Annotated in this window: 11 protein-coding genes; 10 read left to right on the top strand and 1 reads right to left on the bottom strand. The window is 40.7% G+C overall.

Annotated elements, in window-relative coordinates:
* Positions 1-52: 52 nt before the first annotated feature.
* Positions 53-637: a GNAT family N-acetyltransferase gene (locus H5S39_RS00605; RefSeq protein WP_182595153.1), complete on the bottom strand. Its 585-nt coding sequence runs from the start codon at positions 635-637 to the stop codon at positions 53-55.
* Between the two features lie 143 nt (positions 638-780).
* Here H5S39_RS00605 and cls point away from each other — a divergent pair, with 143 nt between their 5' ends.
* From cls to H5S39_RS00555, 10 genes are all read left to right on the top strand, one after another.
* The gene (gene cls / locus H5S39_RS00600) at positions 781-2244 is read left to right on the top strand and encodes a cardiolipin synthase (protein ID WP_182595152.1); all 1464 of its coding nucleotides are present in this window, start codon (positions 781-783) and stop codon (positions 2242-2244) included.
* Positions 2245-2357: 113 nt separating this feature from the next.
* Positions 2358-6134 (top strand): PD-(D/E)XK nuclease family protein, encoded by a 3777-nt coding sequence (locus H5S39_RS00595; protein ID WP_182595151.1) that lies wholly within the window; start codon positions 2358-2360, stop codon positions 6132-6134.
* Positions 6134-10309: a helicase-exonuclease AddAB subunit AddA gene (gene addA, locus H5S39_RS00590; protein ID WP_182595150.1), complete on the top strand. Its 4176-nt coding sequence runs from the start codon at positions 6134-6136 to the stop codon at positions 10307-10309. The genes H5S39_RS00595 and addA overlap by 1 nt, the downstream gene beginning before the upstream one ends.
* Positions 10310-11245, top strand: coding sequence for a LacI family DNA-binding transcriptional regulator (locus H5S39_RS00585; protein ID WP_182595149.1), 936 nt, complete (start codon positions 10310-10312; stop codon positions 11243-11245).
* Between the two features lie 67 nt (positions 11246-11312).
* The gene (locus tag H5S39_RS00580) at positions 11313-12491 is read left to right on the top strand and encodes a thiolase family protein (RefSeq protein WP_182595148.1); all 1179 of its coding nucleotides are present in this window, start codon (positions 11313-11315) and stop codon (positions 12489-12491) included.
* Between the two features lie 204 nt (positions 12492-12695).
* Positions 12696-14042, top strand: a complete 1347-nt coding sequence (locus H5S39_RS00575; protein WP_182595147.1) for an SLC45 family MFS transporter — start codon at positions 12696-12698, stop codon at positions 14040-14042.
* A 102-nt stretch (positions 14043-14144) separates the two neighbouring features.
* Complete coding sequence (locus tag H5S39_RS00570; protein WP_182595146.1) at positions 14145-16397, top strand: glycoside hydrolase family 65 protein; 2253 nt, start codon at positions 14145-14147, stop codon at positions 16395-16397.
* 18 nt (positions 16398-16415) lie between these two features.
* Positions 16416-17078 carry a beta-phosphoglucomutase gene (gene pgmB / locus H5S39_RS00565; RefSeq protein ID WP_182595145.1) on the top strand — a complete coding sequence of 221 codons (663 nt, stop codon included), beginning with the start codon at positions 16416-16418 and terminating at the stop codon, positions 17076-17078.
* Between the two features lie 72 nt (positions 17079-17150).
* Entirely contained in the window at positions 17151-17435 is a 285-nt protein-coding gene (locus H5S39_RS00560; RefSeq protein ID WP_375139105.1) for an Lreu_0056 family protein, read from the top strand.
* A gap of 81 nt (positions 17436-17516) precedes the next feature.
* On the top strand, positions 17517-18137 hold the full coding sequence (locus H5S39_RS00555; RefSeq protein ID WP_182595143.1) for a GTP pyrophosphokinase: 621 nt from the start codon (positions 17517-17519) through the stop codon (positions 18135-18137).
* Positions 18138-18140: the final 3 nt, after the last annotated feature.

Below are 18140 nucleotides of genomic sequence, written 5' to 3'. Positions count from 1 at the left end.
AATCGATTAAATGATATAAAAAAAGAGATTGGAAATTTTCCAATCTCTTTTTTTATAGGTTATCAATTAATGGTTGCATAAAATCATTGTTAATATGAGTAAATTGATGGTGGCTACCTAAGTTTAGTTCATACGCAATCCGTTCGGGATCATTTTTTTCATTAACTTGAATAATCCCCCGTTTACGAAAATTAAAACTTTCAGCAATGTGTTGCATGGCTTTATTGCTCCGGTGTGTATCAATGCGGAAATTTTTAATTCCTTGCATTTGGCCAACAGTTAATAAATTAGAAAATAGTATTTTACTTAATCCTTGTCCTTGATGCTCAATACTGATTGCAACACGATGAATAGTAGCATATGGGGCATTTGGCTGATTCCATTGACCATGGGTAATCACACGGTAAGTCGGCTCAGGAGTTAGTTGAAGAGTAGCAGTTGCGTAAATTTGCCCATCGTTTATTAGCACCCAGTTAGTTTGGGTTGCAATATCCTTGGCGAATGTTTCCCGATTAGGATAGCCATTTTGCCATTGGGGACTACCGTTCTTTTTAAGTAGTGCTTTTGCGTTGTCGATAATCTTCATAATTGCATCTAAATCTTGTGTCTGTGATCGGCGTAAGTATACTTCGGCCATTTCTAATTAGCCTCCTTTAAGTAATAACTCTATTGTAAAGCAATCCTTGTAGTTCAGCCATAAGAGAAATTAGTAATAATGGTATTTCAGAAAAAGCTTAATTGCGTTAGAATGAAAATCAGTAATTTAAGGGAGGGTAAGCAATGGCATTAACATGGACGATTATTCGATGGATTTTGCTACTGGTTATCTTCGTTAATGAAATTGCCGCTATTTTTACGGTTTTTCGTGAGAAACGGGATATAGCTGCAACGTGGGCTTGGCTTTTGGTTTTAACTTTAATTCCGGTGTTTGGTTTTATTTTATATGCTTTTTTTGGTCGTAAATTGCCCCATAAGCGATTAGAACTGATTAAGTCACAGACACGTCTTAAGTTAAAGCAGGCGCTCGAAGAACAAAAGCTACAATTTATTAATATGCCTAAACCTAAGGACCAAACAGTTCAGGTTTATCGGCGAACAATTATGCTCTTCCAGAGTATTGATGATTCATTCTTAACCCGTCACAATAATGTGGATATTTTTACAGAAGGTAACGCTTTATTCAAAAAAATGTTCAATGATATTGCGGCAGCCAAAAGAAGTATCCATATTGAATTTTATACGATTTATAATGACAAAATTGGCAATGAATTACGGACATTATTAGAACAAAAAGCTGCAGAAGGAGTCGAAGTCCGGGTGCTGTATGATTCATGGGGGTCAATGGGCGTTCGTCCTAGTTTCTATGATCATTTACGTGAAGTAGGCGGATATGCAGCGCCATTCTTAATGGCACGAAGTAATTTTTTTGACTTTCGAATAAACTATCGTGATCACCGAAAAATAGTAGTAATTGATGGTGAAATTGGTTATGTTGGTGGCTTTAATATCGGGGATCAGTATCTTGGACGGTTGCCTAAATTTGGACCGTGGCGTGATACCCACCTTCGCATTGTAGGTGGCGGAGTGTATAGTTTACAACGACGCTTTATTGGCGATTGGAATGCATCGATGAAAAAGCAAGCTGATAAAATTTTTCACTACCATCCGTATTTTCAGCCAGTCAGGGTACGGGGTAACGTAGCGTTACAAACCGTTTCAAGTGGTCCAGAAGCGCCATTAGAAAAGATAAAAATGGGATATTTACGCTTAATTAACGCAGCGCAAGATCATATTTGGATTCAAACACCTTACCTGATTCCTGACGATAGTATTCTCGACGCTTTGCGGGTAGCAGCCCATTCAGGCATAGATGTCCGAATTATGATCCCATCCATGCCTGATCACGCGTTTGTTTATCGGGCAACGCAATACTATGCTCGGGATCTTGCTAATCACGGCGTTACTATTTATTACTACGAAAAAGGATTTCTTCATTCAAAGACAATGATGATCGATGGACGGATGGCTTCTGTGGGGTCAGCTAACCTTGATTTTCGTAGTTTTAAGTTAAATTTCGAAATTAATGCTTTTATATATAGCCAGACCACGGTCGATGATCTAGAAAAGATATTTGTAAATGATATTAGAAATTCGCGGGTGATAACGCCGCAAATGTTTGCTGATCAATCTTGGTGGCTACGGTTTAAACAGACAGCATCTCGTTTGCTGTCACCGATTTTATAGTGGATTGCGGATAAAAAACGCCGGAATCCATTTATTATTTTAAAGGAGAATATACGTTCGTTTTATGATAGAATAATAAAAGCAATTATTACGGATAGAAAGGGTTTAAGCATATGGGAACACTGGGTTTTGTCTTGGGAACAGCAGCGATGGATCATGAACAGGTATTAGTCGACCAATTAGCAGACCAGATAAAGACGGCGCCGCTTGAGGATACTTTTTATTATTTAGTTCCTAACCACATTAAGTTTGAAACTGAAATTAATGTTTTGGCAGGTCTCCGTAAACGGCAAGGATTAACTGGAACGGATCGTTTTGCGTCCTCACGTGTTCAGGTTTTGTCATTTAGTCGTCTGGCGTGGTACCTATTACGCGATACAGCTGCATTTCAGACACCGCGGATTTCCAAAATTGGGATGGCGATGCTGACGTCACAGGTGGTTCAAGAACAGGTAAATGATTTACGCTTATATGCGAGCGAGGTTAGACAGCCCGGATTTATTCAAAAAATGACCGCTCAACTAGAAGAATTAAAGAGCGCCAACATCACAGCTGATGACCTAACCGCGATTATTTCCCGGGTGAAATCAGCAAGCGATCCGGCGGTAAATCAAGCATGGCTTGCTAAAATGCATGATGTAGAAATAATATATCATGTCTATGAAGACCGGTTAAAAGATCGTTTCTTAGGCAATAGCGAACTATATCAGCAATTAGTCGCCTATCTGCGAAAGTCTCCAGCAACGACAAAGATGCATTTTTTTATTGACCGTTTTGCTAAATTTACGGCAAATGAACAGCAGGTGGTTGATGCATTGATTACTAATGCTGCTTCGACTACGATTTCCCTGACATTGGATCGTGGTTATCCAGATCAAAATCACCCTAGTCCAAGTGAGCTTCCGCCGAAAAATGACCTCTTTTATTCATCAGCAATGCAATTTCATCGCTTATGGAAGTTTGCCCAGGCGCATCCGCAAGATGTAAAGGTTCTTAATAATGTTACATTTGCCACCAATCCACGTGTAAGTCCTACTCTTCAGCAAGTAGATACTTACTTTAAGCGTTATGCCCGTGAGCCAATTAGTCCAAATGATCAACAAGAACTTATTCATCCACAAGACTTGCAATTTATGTTGACGACAAATCGGATGACAGAGCTAAACAATATTGCAACGCAGATTCATCAATTAGTAGCTAGTGGAAAGTATCGTTACCGCGATTTCTTGATTTTAAGTCGGCATCTTGCTGGTTATCAGACAATGATTGATTCTGTATTTGCAGCACATAAGATTCCAATCTTTAACGATCATGAACGACAGATGGATAATCATCCTTTAGTGACTCTTTTAACAACCTTGATTGAAATTCCGCAACGTGGCTACCGGACGGCAGATATTATCCAGCTCCTAAAGACGTGGTTACTTGTTCCGCGTAGTAGTACTGGTGATTTAATGAGTATCAATCAGTTTCAAGCGGCTGTTTTTACAACTGAAAACTGGTGTCTAAAACAAGCAATTGAAGGCAAAAATGCGTGGATCACAAGCGATCAAGAAAAGATTAAGCAATTATGGCAGGCACCAGGAACCGAACTCGATAATCCTAAGTACGCGCAGTCCCGCCTGAAAAAATTAAATGATCAATTGGCATTGGTTAAAAACTATGTAGCACGAAAAATAATGCCGTTTTTCGAGCAGCTTAAGCAAGCACAAACAGGTAAAGACCTTGCTACTACACTCTATCAGTTTTTGTCAGAGAGTGGCGTTACAGAGCGTTTATATGCTTGGCAACAGTATCAAAGTAACCGTAACCTTGACTTAGCTCGCCAGCCACAGCAGGTCTGGACAACGTTCTGTCAAATCCTTCAAGAATACGTTGAAATTCTTGGTCAACAAGAAATTCGTGACGATAATAATAGTGCGTTAATGTTTAGCGAATTATTACAGGCTGGATTCGCTGCTGCACAATACTCGCAAATTCCAGCAACACTTGACCAGGTTGTTATTTCAGAAACGGGGATTGTCCAGAGTCAAAGTCGCAAAATAGTCTTTATGATTGGGGCAACGGATGATGTGATGCCCGAAATGCAGGAAAGCGAGAGTTTGCTGACAGATCAGGATAAGGATATTCTGAGTGCCTATCTTGACCAGGATTTTCAGTACTTGCCAGGGACAGCAATTGACCAATTAATTGATGAGCCTTTTGTTCATTACACCGGCTTTATGAATGCCAAAGAGCGATTAATCTTTTCCGCCCCACGTACTGACAGTGATGATAAAGAATTAGGGCTCTCTCCATATATGCGAGATATGGCACATTATTTTGCTCAACCATGTCACGAGTATCCACTTGTCACAAGCAAGGAAGGGCAGGAACATGCGAGTGCGTTTGTTAGTGCGCCGTTTGCAACGATAAACCGGTTAGTTGAGGTAGGTCGCCAAGTTCGTGACGATCAGGGTGTAGGAATTGACCGTCAACCAGTACTGCCGATCGGCTGGCAAGATGTAGTTGAGATATTGGTTAAGACAGCAAAACAGTGGCAAGCAAGCCCTGATTTACGATTGCAGGCAGAAGGAATAGCGTTAGGACAGCGGTTAGCATTGGTCGCAGCAGGCTTCCATTATCAAAATAAAGTTGATTCCCTGGGAAATAAATTAGCCCAGGCCCTCTACTTACGAACTGCTCCTGATAAAAATGAGGGACGTGTCTTGTATGCTTCTATTTCCCAGCTTCAAGACTTCTATATTAATCAGTACGAGTATTTCCTTAAATATGGATTACGCCTACAGAAGCGTGATGAACTGACATTGTCAACTGATCGGATTGGAACATTTTTCCATAAAGCAATGGAAAGCTTTGTTACAGCAGTTCGAAAGACAGGTCTCTCTTTTGCGGCCTTAGCAAAAGCAAACAACCAGCTTCAACGCGACCAACTAATCGATCATGCATTAGTTACAGCGCAAGAAAATCAACCGATGCTCCTACGGTTAATTAATTCATCAGCACAAGCACAATTTCAATATCAACAGTTGACGTCAATTGTAAAAACAATGCTGATCACGCTTTGTCGTCAAGCTGAATATACAGGTTCTCAACCGCTAAAGACAGAAGTGCAATTTGGGCGGATTGGGAGTCGGCAACCTAATGATTTGGGATCACTTGACTATCCATTAAAAGATCGCCACCATATCTATCTTCGGGGACGTATCGACCGTATTGATAACTTTAAACGGGATAATCAAGACTTCTTAACAGTTGTGGACTACAAGTCTAGTAACCACCTCTTTGACCTTACATCTGCCTATTATGGGATTTCACTGCAACTGTTGACCTATCTAAATGGCCTTCAAGCAAACTTAGGAGAATTTGGTACAAATAATCCGCAACTGGCTGGTGCGCTATATCTTCGCTTAAATAACCCAACGGTCAAAGCTGCCCAGCTAAAAAAGGACTCATTGGACAACCTAAAGCTAAAAGAACACCAATATAAGGGAATTCTGCTTAATGATCCTAAATTACTCCGCGAACTAGATAAGAGTCTTGATAAGCAGGCATTCTTATATCCGCTTAAAGAATTTAAAAATGGCAAAATTAAGGCAAATAAAGAAGCACTATTAGTAACACCGCAGCAATTGGAGTGGTTACAAGAAATGAATAAAAGCCTTGTAATTAACGCTGGTAATCAAATATTAAGCGGAGAGCTAAAGTTGAATCCGTATCGCTTGCTTAATGGGACTAGTCGGCGAACGGGGCTTGATTTTAGTGACTTTTTGGATGTATTTCAGTTTGATAATATGTTAGACCAACAAAATTACCGAGACCTTAATCCTAATTTAGCGAAAGAGGCATTTGAAAACGTAAGCCGAGAAGGTGAGGAGGACGAAGATTAATGGCAGGATTTAAACCAACACCTGCGCAACACAAAGCAATTAGTGATCGCAATACGAATATTCTTGTGTCAGCTTCGGCAGGTTCAGGTAAGACTGCGGTATTGGTTAACCGCACGATCGAACTGATTAAAGAAGGTCAGAGTATCGATCGCATGCTTCTTGTAACTTTTACAGACGCGGCGGCAAAAAATATGCGCGACAAGATTAGGACAGCTTTGCAAAAAATAGTGCAAGACTCGACTAAGCCAAAAGCATTGCGCGATCGAATGGGAAGCCAAATAAATCGACTAGCAGCTGCTGATATTAGTACAATTCATGCTTTCTGCTTAAAATTAATAAAACGGTACTATTATCTAATTGACCTTGATCCGCAATTCCGTCTTCTAACTGACGATACGGAACGATTATTATTACAAGAAGATGTTTGGCATGAAGTTAGCGAGCAATTATATAGAACATCAACAGAGAAAGTAGCAGGAAGAGCTTCGTTTGGTGAGCTGGTTCTCAATTTCTCCAATGATCGTGATGACCAGGGGCTGGATGACCTGGTTTTACGGCTATATGACATTGCAAATGCGCAACCTGATCCTGAAGGGTGGTTACAAAAGTTACCTGATAATTATGACCTTGGTGATGGTGAAATTTTACAGTCAGCATTTTATCAGGACCAATTAAAACCACTAGTGATAGAAAAACTACAGCAATTTGTTCAAGATTACCGTGAACTGGCGATGCGGGCAGCAGATAATGGATTGGATAAAACAGAAGAAATTCTTAAAACCGACCAAGAAGTAATTAGTCAGTTATCATCAGCTTTGTCGGGAATAAAAATGGAAAATGTTTGTCAAATAATGGCGCAGCAAAAGTTTGGCAGTTTTCGTGGACGGCCAGCAGCGGATGACCCGCGGATCGACGTATTTAAGAATATTCAAAAACAGCGAAACGGTTTGAAAAAGCAATGGGAACAAACTGTAAGTGACTCATTGGGAATAGTTAAGGATACAGAAGCAGTTAAAGAAAAAGTATTAACTAATGTTACTAGATTGCGAGATGCCTTTGTTGAATTAATAGAAAAAGCTGATGCCAGTGGTTTAGATGAAAAAACGGTTACCTCATTACAAAAAGATCGCCAAATGATGCAGGATATTTTAGATTTACTTCAACCGCCAACATGGGATATGGTTAGGGATTTATTTGTGAATGCTAAATTTGCCCGGCTAAGTGGCAAGCCCAAGGATGATGATTTAGCAGAAGAAACGTATAAGTCCATCGGCAAGACACGAACGGGAATCAAAAAACAATTTGACCAATTAGTCGAACACTTCTTTACTTATTCAGAAAAACAATTCCGCACAATTTCAACCCATGCTCAAGAACTATTAAAAGAGTTGAGTGTAGTCACGATTAAATTTTGTCAACAATACCAACAGACAAAAATAAATCGACATGTTTTAGAGTTTAGTGACCTTGAACACTATGCCTATGCAATTTTAACGCCCCCTGCTGACCAGCCAAATTGGCAGGCGCTCGTGCAAGACCTGCAGAAGCACTACCAAGAAATTATGATTGACGAATATCAAGATACAAACCGCCTGCAGGAAAGTATCTTGATGAAGTTAACATCGCCTGATCGTAAAAATCTATTTATGGTTGGTGATGTGAAGCAGTCAATCTATCGTTTCCGTGAAGCAGACCCAACATTATTTCTCGGGAAATATCAGGATTATCGTAATGGCGAAAATGGCGAGGCAATTGTTCTAGGTGAAAATTTCCGTTCGATGACCAACGTGACAAGTTTTACTAACACCTTATTTGAACAGTTAATGGATAAAGAGGTCGGGGAGATCGATTATGATGAAGATGCGCACTTAAAGTATGCTGCAACATACTATGAGGATAACAAGGATAATCATGCAAAACCGACAGAAGTGTTATTATATGATGCCAATGCAACAAGTAATGATAAGCAGGACGTGGATCATGAAGATGATAAGCTTGCCGGCGAATTTCGGATGATTGGGATGCGGATTAAGCAAATGGTTGAAGGTCAAGAAATGATTTTTCATCCTGATGATGGTCAGATGCATCCAATTCAGTATGGAGATATTGTATTACTTGAACGAACAAAGGCGATCAATAACACTCTGATGGAGGAGTTTAACAAACTTAACATTCCGCTAACTGTTCATGACGTTGAGAGTTATTTCCAGGCAACTGAAGTCCGGGTAATGATGGCAATCCTTAAACTGATTGATAATCCCCAACAGGATATTCCATTAGCGGCAGTTTTAAGGTCGCCAATAGTAGGCTTAACCAACCAAGAATTGGCATTTATTAGGTTACAAAATCGGTCGGCTGATTACTATACTGCCCTGCAGTCGTTTGTCCGTAATTATGACCAAAAGACACTCCATCACCAGTCGCTTTTTACTGCAGAACAAGCTACACAACTTTATGAAAAAATAACCCATTTTTTGGAGATGCTAAAGACATTTCGGCAGACTGCTCAACAGCAGACCCTTGTTGATTTAATTTGGCAAATTTATGATCAAACCGGCTATCTGGATTATGTGGGTGCAATGCCAGGGGGACACCAGCGGCAAGCGAATCTGCACGCGTTATACCAACGAGCTCACACATATGAACAGAGCAGCTTTAAGGGGTTATATCAATTCATTCGGTTTATTGAAAAAATGCAGGAACATGATAAAGACTTAGGGGTAGCGCCAACACAATTAACTGCTAATACGGTTAATGTTATGACGATTCATGGTAGCAAGGGATTACAGTTCCCGGTTGTTTTTCTAATCGATGCGACCCATGGATTTAATAAGGGTGCCGCACGTGAAAATGCCGTTGTTGATGCGATGGCTGGTGTTGGTATCCGTTATATGGATAAAGAGCGGGTAGTGTATGATACTCCCCAACGGCAAGCGGTAATTGAAGAAGTTCAACGAGGTGAGCGTGCTGAAGATCTGCGGGTACTTTATGTTGCGCTTACACGTGCTGAGCAACGTTTGGTAATTACGGGGTCATTTAACGAAGAAATGCGCACGCAAAGTCTCACGGGATCGTGGCAACGGTGGCAAAAGGCATTTCAGAGTAACCACCTATTAATAGGCCCCCAACCACGAATTAGTGCAAATTCTTTTATGGATTGGATTGGGTTGGCATTAGCTCGTTACCCCGAATTTAACGCAAAGCAACTAAGTGCCGGTGATGTCACCTTAGAGGAGAGTGCCCTTGCAGGTTCCAAAACGACGATCCTAAATACAATTCCGGACTTTATTGCTAAGACATATACGTTCACGAAAGTAACCGATGGATTAGCTACAATTGGTCAGGATGCCAGTGAAGACACAGTTGCAACCAATAATATTCCGGTTGATGATGCATCTCGTGAGAAAATTGCTAAGATTATCCGCTATCGTTATCCCAATATTGTGGCAACCCAGACGACAGCTTACCAGTCTGTTACAGACGTTAAGCGGGTCTTTGAAGATCCCGACACGCGTGATATGGCGCGGTGGGATTATGACCAGCAGCGCAAGATTAAGACGCAGGGGATGTACTTAAATAACAAGTTTGATGTACCGCCATTTATTCAGCAGGATAATAGTCAGCCAGCGCCAACGGATATTGGAACGGCAACCCACCTTGTTTTCCAAAAATTATCATTGGAGGAGGGAATGCCCGATATTCAACAGGTTGATAGCAAAATTCAACAGTTAGTTGCTGAAAGATTGATTAATCCTCAAGTCGCAGGACAGATAAACCGGCAGGGAATCGTAGGCTTTTATCGTACTTCAGTGGGAAAAGAGATAATAAAACATCCAACCGCCTATCATCGTGAAGTTCCATTTTCAATGATTATGAATGGTCATGAGTTATTCAAAGGAGTAAACGCTAGTGACGATGAACGAATATTGATTCACGGAATTATCGATGGTTATCTAAAGACAGACAAGGGCATCATCCTTGTCGATTATAAGACTGACCATATTAATACTAATTACCAAGAATTTGACTTAGCACGAATAAAAGACCGTTATCGCGGTCAGCTTGAGCTATATAAAGAGGCTCTTAATATAATGGAAGGGGTTCCGGTTGTCCAAATGGGTCTCTACCTGTTAGAATTAGGTGAGTTTGTGTTATTTACAAAAGAAGGTGATTAGTTGGCAACCATTAAGGATATTGCACAGCAAGCGGGGGTTTCGGTTTCAACTGCCTCGCGGGCGCTGAATCATAATCCGCGAATTAGTGATAAAACACGTCAACGAATAGAAAAAATTGCAGAACAGTTGGGCTATCAACCAAACTATAATGCGCAAAATCTTACTCGTGGGGAATCAAACATGGTCGGGATCGTCTTTCCTGTAACACAGGATACTGCACCGGCCAACCCGTTTCATATCGATTTGATGCGGGGAATCAGTGTCGCTTTAAAACCAATTCATTACGAAATGGTTGTAGCCATCGCGCCAACTGCGGCCGATTTGCTTCAAAGCGTTAAGTCAATGGTTGAGCAGTCGAAGGTTCATAATTTTTTGGTGTTTTATACTGAAAAAGATGACCCGGTTACGAACTATTTGCGGGAACAAGGTTTAAACTTTGTTGTTATCGGGCATCCTGACCATCACCAAGACCGGTTTGTTGATAATGATAATGTTGCTGCCGGGAAAGCCGCGACTGATTACTTAATGGAGCATCATCATGTAGAATGTCCAGCATTTCTACAGTCGGCTAGTAGTTGGGTTTATGAGCAAGATCGAAATCATGGTTACCAACAGAGCATGGCCAATCGTCACGTTACGCCGCTGACTTGGCGGTTTATGGTTGATGGGACAACGATTACAGAGTTTATTACCCAGCATCCTCAAGTAGATTCGATTGTTTGTGCTGATGATCTGTTGCTGGTACGATTAGTAAGGCAACTCCAAAAATTTAATTTACCCACGATTTGTTTTAATAATAGTCGCTTGATGGGGATGCTAATTAATCAGGAAGATAAAGTTGACCTGCAACCACGAAAATTAGGTCAGCAAGCGGTTGAATTACTTTTTCACCCGCAAGAAAGATATCGGATTGTTGATTTTAAAATTAATGGTTAATTTTTAGGTAGGACCAGGGAAGCAAATATCCGGGTCCTCTCCTATTTTGTAATGGAGGGAATCGTTAATGGAGAAGGTTTATATTGTCGCTGCTCAGCGGACACCAATTGGTAAGTTTAATGGGCAGTTAGCATCAAAATCAGCAGTAGAATTAGGAGCAATTGCAATTAAAGCCGCTGTTGAAAAGGCTGCGTTAACCGGAGACGATATTGACCAAGTATTGATGGGAAATGTCATTCAAGCAGGAACGGGGCAAAATCCCGCCCGACAGGCATCGATGGCTGCTGGATTAGGCGAAAAAGTTCCAGCAATTACAATTAATGATGTTTGTGCCTCAGGAATGTCAAGTGTAGATCTAGCAGCGAGTTTGATTCGGGCTGGCCAAGCGGAAGTAATTGTTGCCGGAGGAATGGAGAGTATGTCACAAGCTCCTTATGTCCTTCCTAAAGCGCGAAACGGTTATCGTTTTGGTAATGGTACTCTCCTTGATGCGATGCAAAGCGATGCACTAAATGATGTTTATGGTAATTATCCGATGGGAATTACTGCTGAAAATATTAATGACAAGTATCATATAACACGGCAACAACAAGATGAGTTTGCCCTCATTAGTCATCGGCGAGCGGTAAAGGCACAAACAGCTGGTTATTTTGAACCAGAAATTGTTCCGATAGAAGTAAAAAAGAAACGAGCAACGATTACAGTTGATACAGATGAAGCACCACGGCCAGACACATCGCTGGAGGCCTTGAGTAAACTTAAACCGTCTTTCAAAGCTGATGGAAGTGTTACCGCTGGAAACGCCTCAGGAATTAATGATGGTGGGGCTGCCCTTGTCCTTGCATCAGCGAGTGCGGTTGATCGCCTTGGATTAACCCCGTTAGCAGAATGGTGTGCTTCATCTATTGTTGGCCTTGATCCTGCATTGATGGGCCTTGGACCTTACTATGCAATAAAAAAACTTTTGACAGATCAGCAGTTAGCGGTTGATGATGTTGCAACTTATGAAATCAATGAAGCTTTTGCGACCCAGGCGCTTGTATGTCAGGATTTGCTTCATATTGATCCGGAAACATTAAATCCATGGGGTGGGGCGCTTGCGTTAGGTCATCCAGTGGGCTGTTCAGGAGCTCGTATTATTGTGACGATGATCGATGAGATGAAACATGATAATCATGATCTAGGAGTTGCTTCCTTATGTGTTGGCGGCGGAATGGGTGAAGCAGTGCTAATCAAAAATGTATGATCAGGCTTACTTTTTAAATTTAAGCTAACGAAGTAGAATCAATAGTTAAGCATTGCTTTATATTATAAAAAAGAAAACGTTTATAAAAAATATTGCGCAAACGGTTGCACAATATTTTTTTATTTGATATTATTAATATTGCAAAATAGTATTAAGCGCTTACAATACTTATAAGTATTTTTAGAAGTTAAGGAGTTGTTAGCAATGAGTCAAGAAAAGTCCGCTGGGGCTGGATTACCTACTCTTTCAAAGAGTACAATCTGGATGATCAACTTTGGATTCCTTGGTGTTCAGACAGCATTTACTCTACAGAGTTCTCAAATGAGTCGGATCTTCCAAACTATTGGGGCCGACCCTAACAATTTAGGATGGTTCTTCATCCTTCCGCCATTAATGGGGTTAGTTGTTCAACCAATCGTTGGTTACTACTCAGATCGTACTTGGGCACCAAAACTTGGTGGTCGCCGGTTACCATATCTTCTATTAGGAATGATTGTTGCTGTTATTGTTATGTTGCTTTTACCAAACTCTGGTAGTTTTGGTTTTGGGTATGGTTCACTTGCAGCCTTATGGTTTGGTGCGATTACTGTTGCCTTCCTTGATTTATCATCAAATGTTGCTATGCAGCCATTTAAGATGATGGTCGGTGATATGGTTAATGATGATCAGAAGAGTTACGCATACGGTATTCAAAGTTTCTTATCAAACACTGGTGCCGTTTTAGCTGCCATCTTCCCATTCCTCTTCACTTGGTTTGGGGTTAAGAACATTGCTCCTAAGGGTGTTGTTCCTGATTCAGTTAAGGTTGCTTTCTATGTTGGTGCTGCCTTACTAGTTATTACTAGTTTGTTTACTGTTTTCCGGGTTCACGAATATGATCCTGCAACATATGCCAAGTATCATGGGATTTCTGAAGAAGATAATAAAGAGGGTGGAAACTGGTTCACACTCTTAAAGCACGCACCAAAGGCATTCTGGACGGTTACCCTTGTCCAATTCTTCTGCTGGTTCGCATTCCAATACCTCTGGACATATTCAGCCGGTGCTATTGCCCAAAACGTTTGGAACACAACTAATGCTACTTCAGCAGGTTACCAAGACGCTGGTAACTGGTACGGTGTGTTAGCCGCTGTTCAATCAATCGCTGCCGTTGTTTGGTCATACGTCTTAGCTAAGGTTCCTAACAAGTACCACAAGCTTGGTTACGCCGGTAGTTTACTTCTTGGTGCAATTGGCTTTATTTCAATCTTCTTTATTCACGATCAATGGACATTAATTGTTTCATACATTCTTGTCGGAATTGCTTGGGCTGGTATGAACACTTACCCATTGACAATTGTTACTAATGCATTGTCTGGTAAGCACATGGGTACTTACCTTGGTCTTTTCAACGGATCAATCTGTTTGCCACAAATCGTTGCATCAGTGCTTAGTTTCGGATTGTTCCCACTCTTTGGTCACTCTCAAGTTAACATGTTTATCGTTGCTGGTATTGTGTTAGTTCTTGGTGCCCTTTCAGTTGGTACAATTAAGGAAACATACGCCGAATAATTTGACTACTACGATTGTAATTATTTAAAATTTAGGTAACGTAAGTTGTGAATATTGGTAGGTCGCAACTTACCTGTATTAAAGAAAGGAATTGACAATCTCATGAAACGTACATTTGATATTGCCCCTTGGCATGTAGCCACTCGCAAGTGGGACCCACAAGATAAGCGTTTGCAAGAATCAATGACTAGTTTAGCAAACGAAAACCTTGGTATGCGTGGCTTCTTTGAAGAAGGTTACAGTGGTGACCACATGGAAGGTGTATACCTTGGTGGTGTTTGGTTCCCTGACAAGACTCGTGTTGGTTGGTGGAAGATTGGTTATCCAAAGTACTTTGGTAAGATGATCAATGCTGTTAACTTCATGAAGTTAATCATTAAGGTTAATGGTGAACAACTAGATTTAGCTAAGCAAACTCCTAAAGACTTCAAGCTTGATCTTGACATGAAGCGTGGAGTTCTCGAACGTGAATTTACTGTGGAAATTGGTGGCACTGAAATGTACTTTAACTTTGAACGTTTCGTAAGTGCTACCCAAAAGGAATTAGTTGGTCAACGCCTTCACATTAAGAACCGTGGTAACGATGATGCTAAGGTTGAAATTACCAGCATGATTGATGCGGATGTTTACAACGAGGACGCTAACTACGACGAACAATTCTGGAATGTTTTAGGTAAGTCTGCTAATGGCGAACATGCCGAATTGACTTCTATGACAAAGAAGAACGACTTCGGTACGCCACAATTTATTGTTGGTATGAAGACGACTTCTAAGACTAACCTTGACCATGTTAGTGACGGTACGGACGAAAAGCATGCTTACAATACTTTTGCCGGAACAGTTGCTGCTGGTAAGGAAGTAAACTTTGAAAAGCGGAGTATCGTAATGACTTCTCGCGATTACGATACCCAAGAAGAAATTGAAAAGAACCTTGACGAATTAAGTGCAAAACTTGATATTCAAAGCTTTGATGACTTACTTGATCCCCACATTAACGAATGGGCTGACCGTTGGGTTAAGTCTGATGTTGAAATTGAAGGTGATGAAGGAGCACAACAAGGTATCCGGTTCAACCTCTTCCAATTATTCTCAACTTACTACGGTAACGATTACCGTCTTAACATCAGTCCTAAGGGATTCACTGGTGAAAAGTACGGTGGTGCTACTTACTGGGATACTGAAGCTTACTGTATTCCTGTCTACCTTGGTGTTGCCAACCCAGAAGTTGCCCGTAACTTATTAATGTACCGTTACAAGCAACTAGATGGTGCCTTTGTTAACGCTAAGGAACAACACTTGAAGGGTGCATTATTCCCAATGGTTACTTTCAATGGTATTGAATGTCACAACGAATGGGAAATTACTTTTGAAGAAATTCACCGTAACGGGGACATTGCCTTTGCTATTTACCTTTACACTAAGTACACTGGCGACAAGTCATATGTTCTTAATGAAGGTGCAGAAGTGCTTACTGAAATTTCTCGTTTCTGGGCTGACCGGGTTCATTACTCACAACGTAAGAACAAGTACATGCTTCATGCAGTAACTGGTCCTGACGAATACGATAACAACGTAAACAACGACTGGTACACTAACTTGCTTTGTCGTTGGACACTTAAGTACACCCTAGAAATCTTAGACGAAGTAGACAGTGATGTTGCTAAGAAGCTTAATGTTTCTGAAGATGAAAAGCGTCAATGGAAGTCAATTGTTGATAACATGTACTTACCATACGACAAGGATCGTGACATCTTCCCAGAAAACGATGGCTTTATGGACAAGGATCTTAAGCCAGTTGCTGATATTCCAAGTGATCAATTGCCAATTAACCAACACTGGTCATGGGATCGGATCTTACGTTCGCCATACGTAAAGCAAGGTGACGTTATCCAAGGTCTCTGGGACTTCATCGATGACTTTACTAAGGAACAAAAGAAGAACAACTTTGACTTCTATGAACAATTTACTGTTCACGAATCAAGTCTTTCTGCTTCAGTTTACTCAATTATCGCTGCTGATATTGGTTACGAAGACAAGGCCGTTGAATTATATGAACGTTCAGCACGTCTTGATCTTGATAACTACAACAATGATACTTCTGATGGATTACACATCACTTCAATGACTGGTAGTTGGCTTGATATTGTTCAAGGATTTGCTGGTATGCGTGTACGTAATGATGAATTACACTATGCACCATTCCTTCCTAAGAAGTGGGATTCATACCAATTCCGTCAAATGTTCCGTGGTCGGATTTTGAAGGTTAAGGTTGATAAGCACGGTACTAAGATCGACTTAGTATCTGGTGACCCAATTACCATCGATCTTGACGGTAAGAAGCTTGAATTAAAGTAATTACTGGAGGCATTTGAGATGAAGTTTGAAGATTTGAAGGGTTTTGCATTTGACCTTGATGGTGTTATTGCTGATACGGCTCGTTTTCACGGTCAAGCATGGCACCAATTAGCTGATAAGGTTGGTACTGAATGGACCTCTGAATTAGCTGACGCTTTAAAAGGTGTTAGTCGGATGGACTCATTGGAGCTGATCTTAAAGGCTGGCGGTCATGAAAATGACTACACTCAAGAAGAAAAGGTTGCATTGGCAACGGAGAAAAATGACAACTACATTAAGCTCGTTGAAACATTGACTCCTGCTGATATCTTGCCAGGGATGAAGGACTTCTTGGATGAATTAAAAGACAATGGCTACCACATTGTTTTAGCATCGGCTTCCAAGAATGCGCCTAAGGTTCTAAAGTACTTACAATTAACAGACTACTTTGAAGGGATCGTTAACCCTGCTGACCTTAGTCACGGTAAGCCAGACCCAGAAATTTACTTGGCAGCTGCTAAGTTGTTAGACTTGCCAGCAGACCAAGTAGCTGGACTTGAAGATGCCCAAGCCGGAATTGAATCAATTAACCGTGCTGGTGAATTGTCAATTGGCTTTGGTGCTGATCTAAAGGATGCTGATGTTAAGTTTGATAAGACTGGTGACGTATCCTTGGCTGCTATTAAAGCGCAAATGAATTAATAAATTCTAGTTTTGTAATTAACTAGTGAAAGGCTCGCTTAGAAATATCTAGGCGGGCTTTTTTGGTATGAAATAGGGAGTGATAACTTGGTTTATGGTATTGTAAAGCCGGCCGATACGGTCCCCAATGGTGTTGAGAATTATAGTTATCTAGTAGCAACGGACAAATCAACGTCGCCGATGATCTTTTTTTGCGCAAATAGCAATCAAACGGTTACTATTAAGTATGCCGATCATGAAGGCGGTCAGCTTCATGTTAAGGTAGTTACAGAAAGCGAGCTTATTCAAAAATTCTACAAAACCACCATCCAAAAAAAGCAGGTAAATAATGACGTTAGTTTATTACGAACTGAATAAGGGAATTTAAGAAAGAATAAAGGCACATTTTCTAAAGAACGATCGCCTGTTATAATATTCAAATTAAAGGAGGAAAACGCGATGACAATCTATGGTCCATATGATCAGATTTTGCCAGAAATTCTATCGCTGACAACTGAACGAATTAAGCGACTAAACCAACAAGTAGTCGATAATAACCAGCCTAAGTTATACGAACATTTAATTGCACGGGTAAAGACACCGGAAAGTATGGCAGAAAAATGTACGCGGAAGGGTTATCCAGTCACGACTGAATCAGCATTACGTAAATGCCGTGATGCAGTTGGTATTCGGATTGTATGTAACTTTATTGATGATATTGAACGTTGCTTAGTCCAATTACGACAGGCTGATTGGTGTCAGATTATTAAGGAAAAGGATTATATAACAAATGCGAAGCCTAATGGTTACCGTAGCTATCATATAATTATCAATGAAACTGTACCGTATCGTGATGTTGACGGTAATAAACCCGGAAGCTTTTATGTTGAAATCCAACTACGAACGATTGCAATGGATTCGTGGGCAAGTCTTGAACATGAAATGAAATATAAACACAATATTACTGATGCAGAGCGGATTGGGCGTGAATTAAAACGCTGTGCTGATCAATTGGCATCTTGTGACGTTCAGATGCAAACAATTCGCCAGTTGATCAATTCCGCAGATAAGGAGGAGTAGGCT

Origin of the sequence: Limosilactobacillus rudii (assembly GCF_014145455.1) — a bacterium.
Lineage (GTDB): Bacteria > Bacillota > Bacilli > Lactobacillales > Lactobacillaceae > Limosilactobacillus > Limosilactobacillus rudii.
Note: the sequence above shows the minus strand (reverse complement) of the source record. Positions and strands in the feature narration are given on the sequence as shown.

Excerpts from the sequence above, each read along its gene's own strand:
- H5S39_RS00570 (WP_182595146.1), top strand. The coding sequence starts at position 14,145 with ATGAAACGTACATTTGATATTGCCCCTTGGCATGTAGCCACTCGCAAG.
- H5S39_RS00605 (WP_182595153.1), bottom strand. The coding sequence starts at position 637 with ATGGCCGAAGTATACTTACGCCGATCACAGACACAAGATTTAGATGCA.
- pgmB (WP_182595145.1), top strand. The coding sequence starts at position 16,416 with ATGAAGTTTGAAGATTTGAAGGGTTTTGCATTTGACCTTGATGGTGTT.
- cls (WP_182595152.1), top strand. The coding sequence starts at position 781 with ATGGCATTAACATGGACGATTATTCGATGGATTTTGCTACTGGTTATC.
- addA (WP_182595150.1), top strand. The coding sequence starts at position 6,134 with ATGGCAGGATTTAAACCAACACCTGCGCAACACAAAGCAATTAGTGAT.
- H5S39_RS00555 (WP_182595143.1), top strand. The coding sequence starts at position 17,517 with ATGACAATCTATGGTCCATATGATCAGATTTTGCCAGAAATTCTATCG.
- H5S39_RS00595 (WP_182595151.1), top strand. The coding sequence starts at position 2,358 with ATGGGAACACTGGGTTTTGTCTTGGGAACAGCAGCGATGGATCATGAA.
- H5S39_RS00580 (WP_182595148.1), top strand. The coding sequence starts at position 11,313 with ATGGAGAAGGTTTATATTGTCGCTGCTCAGCGGACACCAATTGGTAAG.
- H5S39_RS00575 (WP_182595147.1), top strand. The coding sequence starts at position 12,696 with ATGAGTCAAGAAAAGTCCGCTGGGGCTGGATTACCTACTCTTTCAAAG.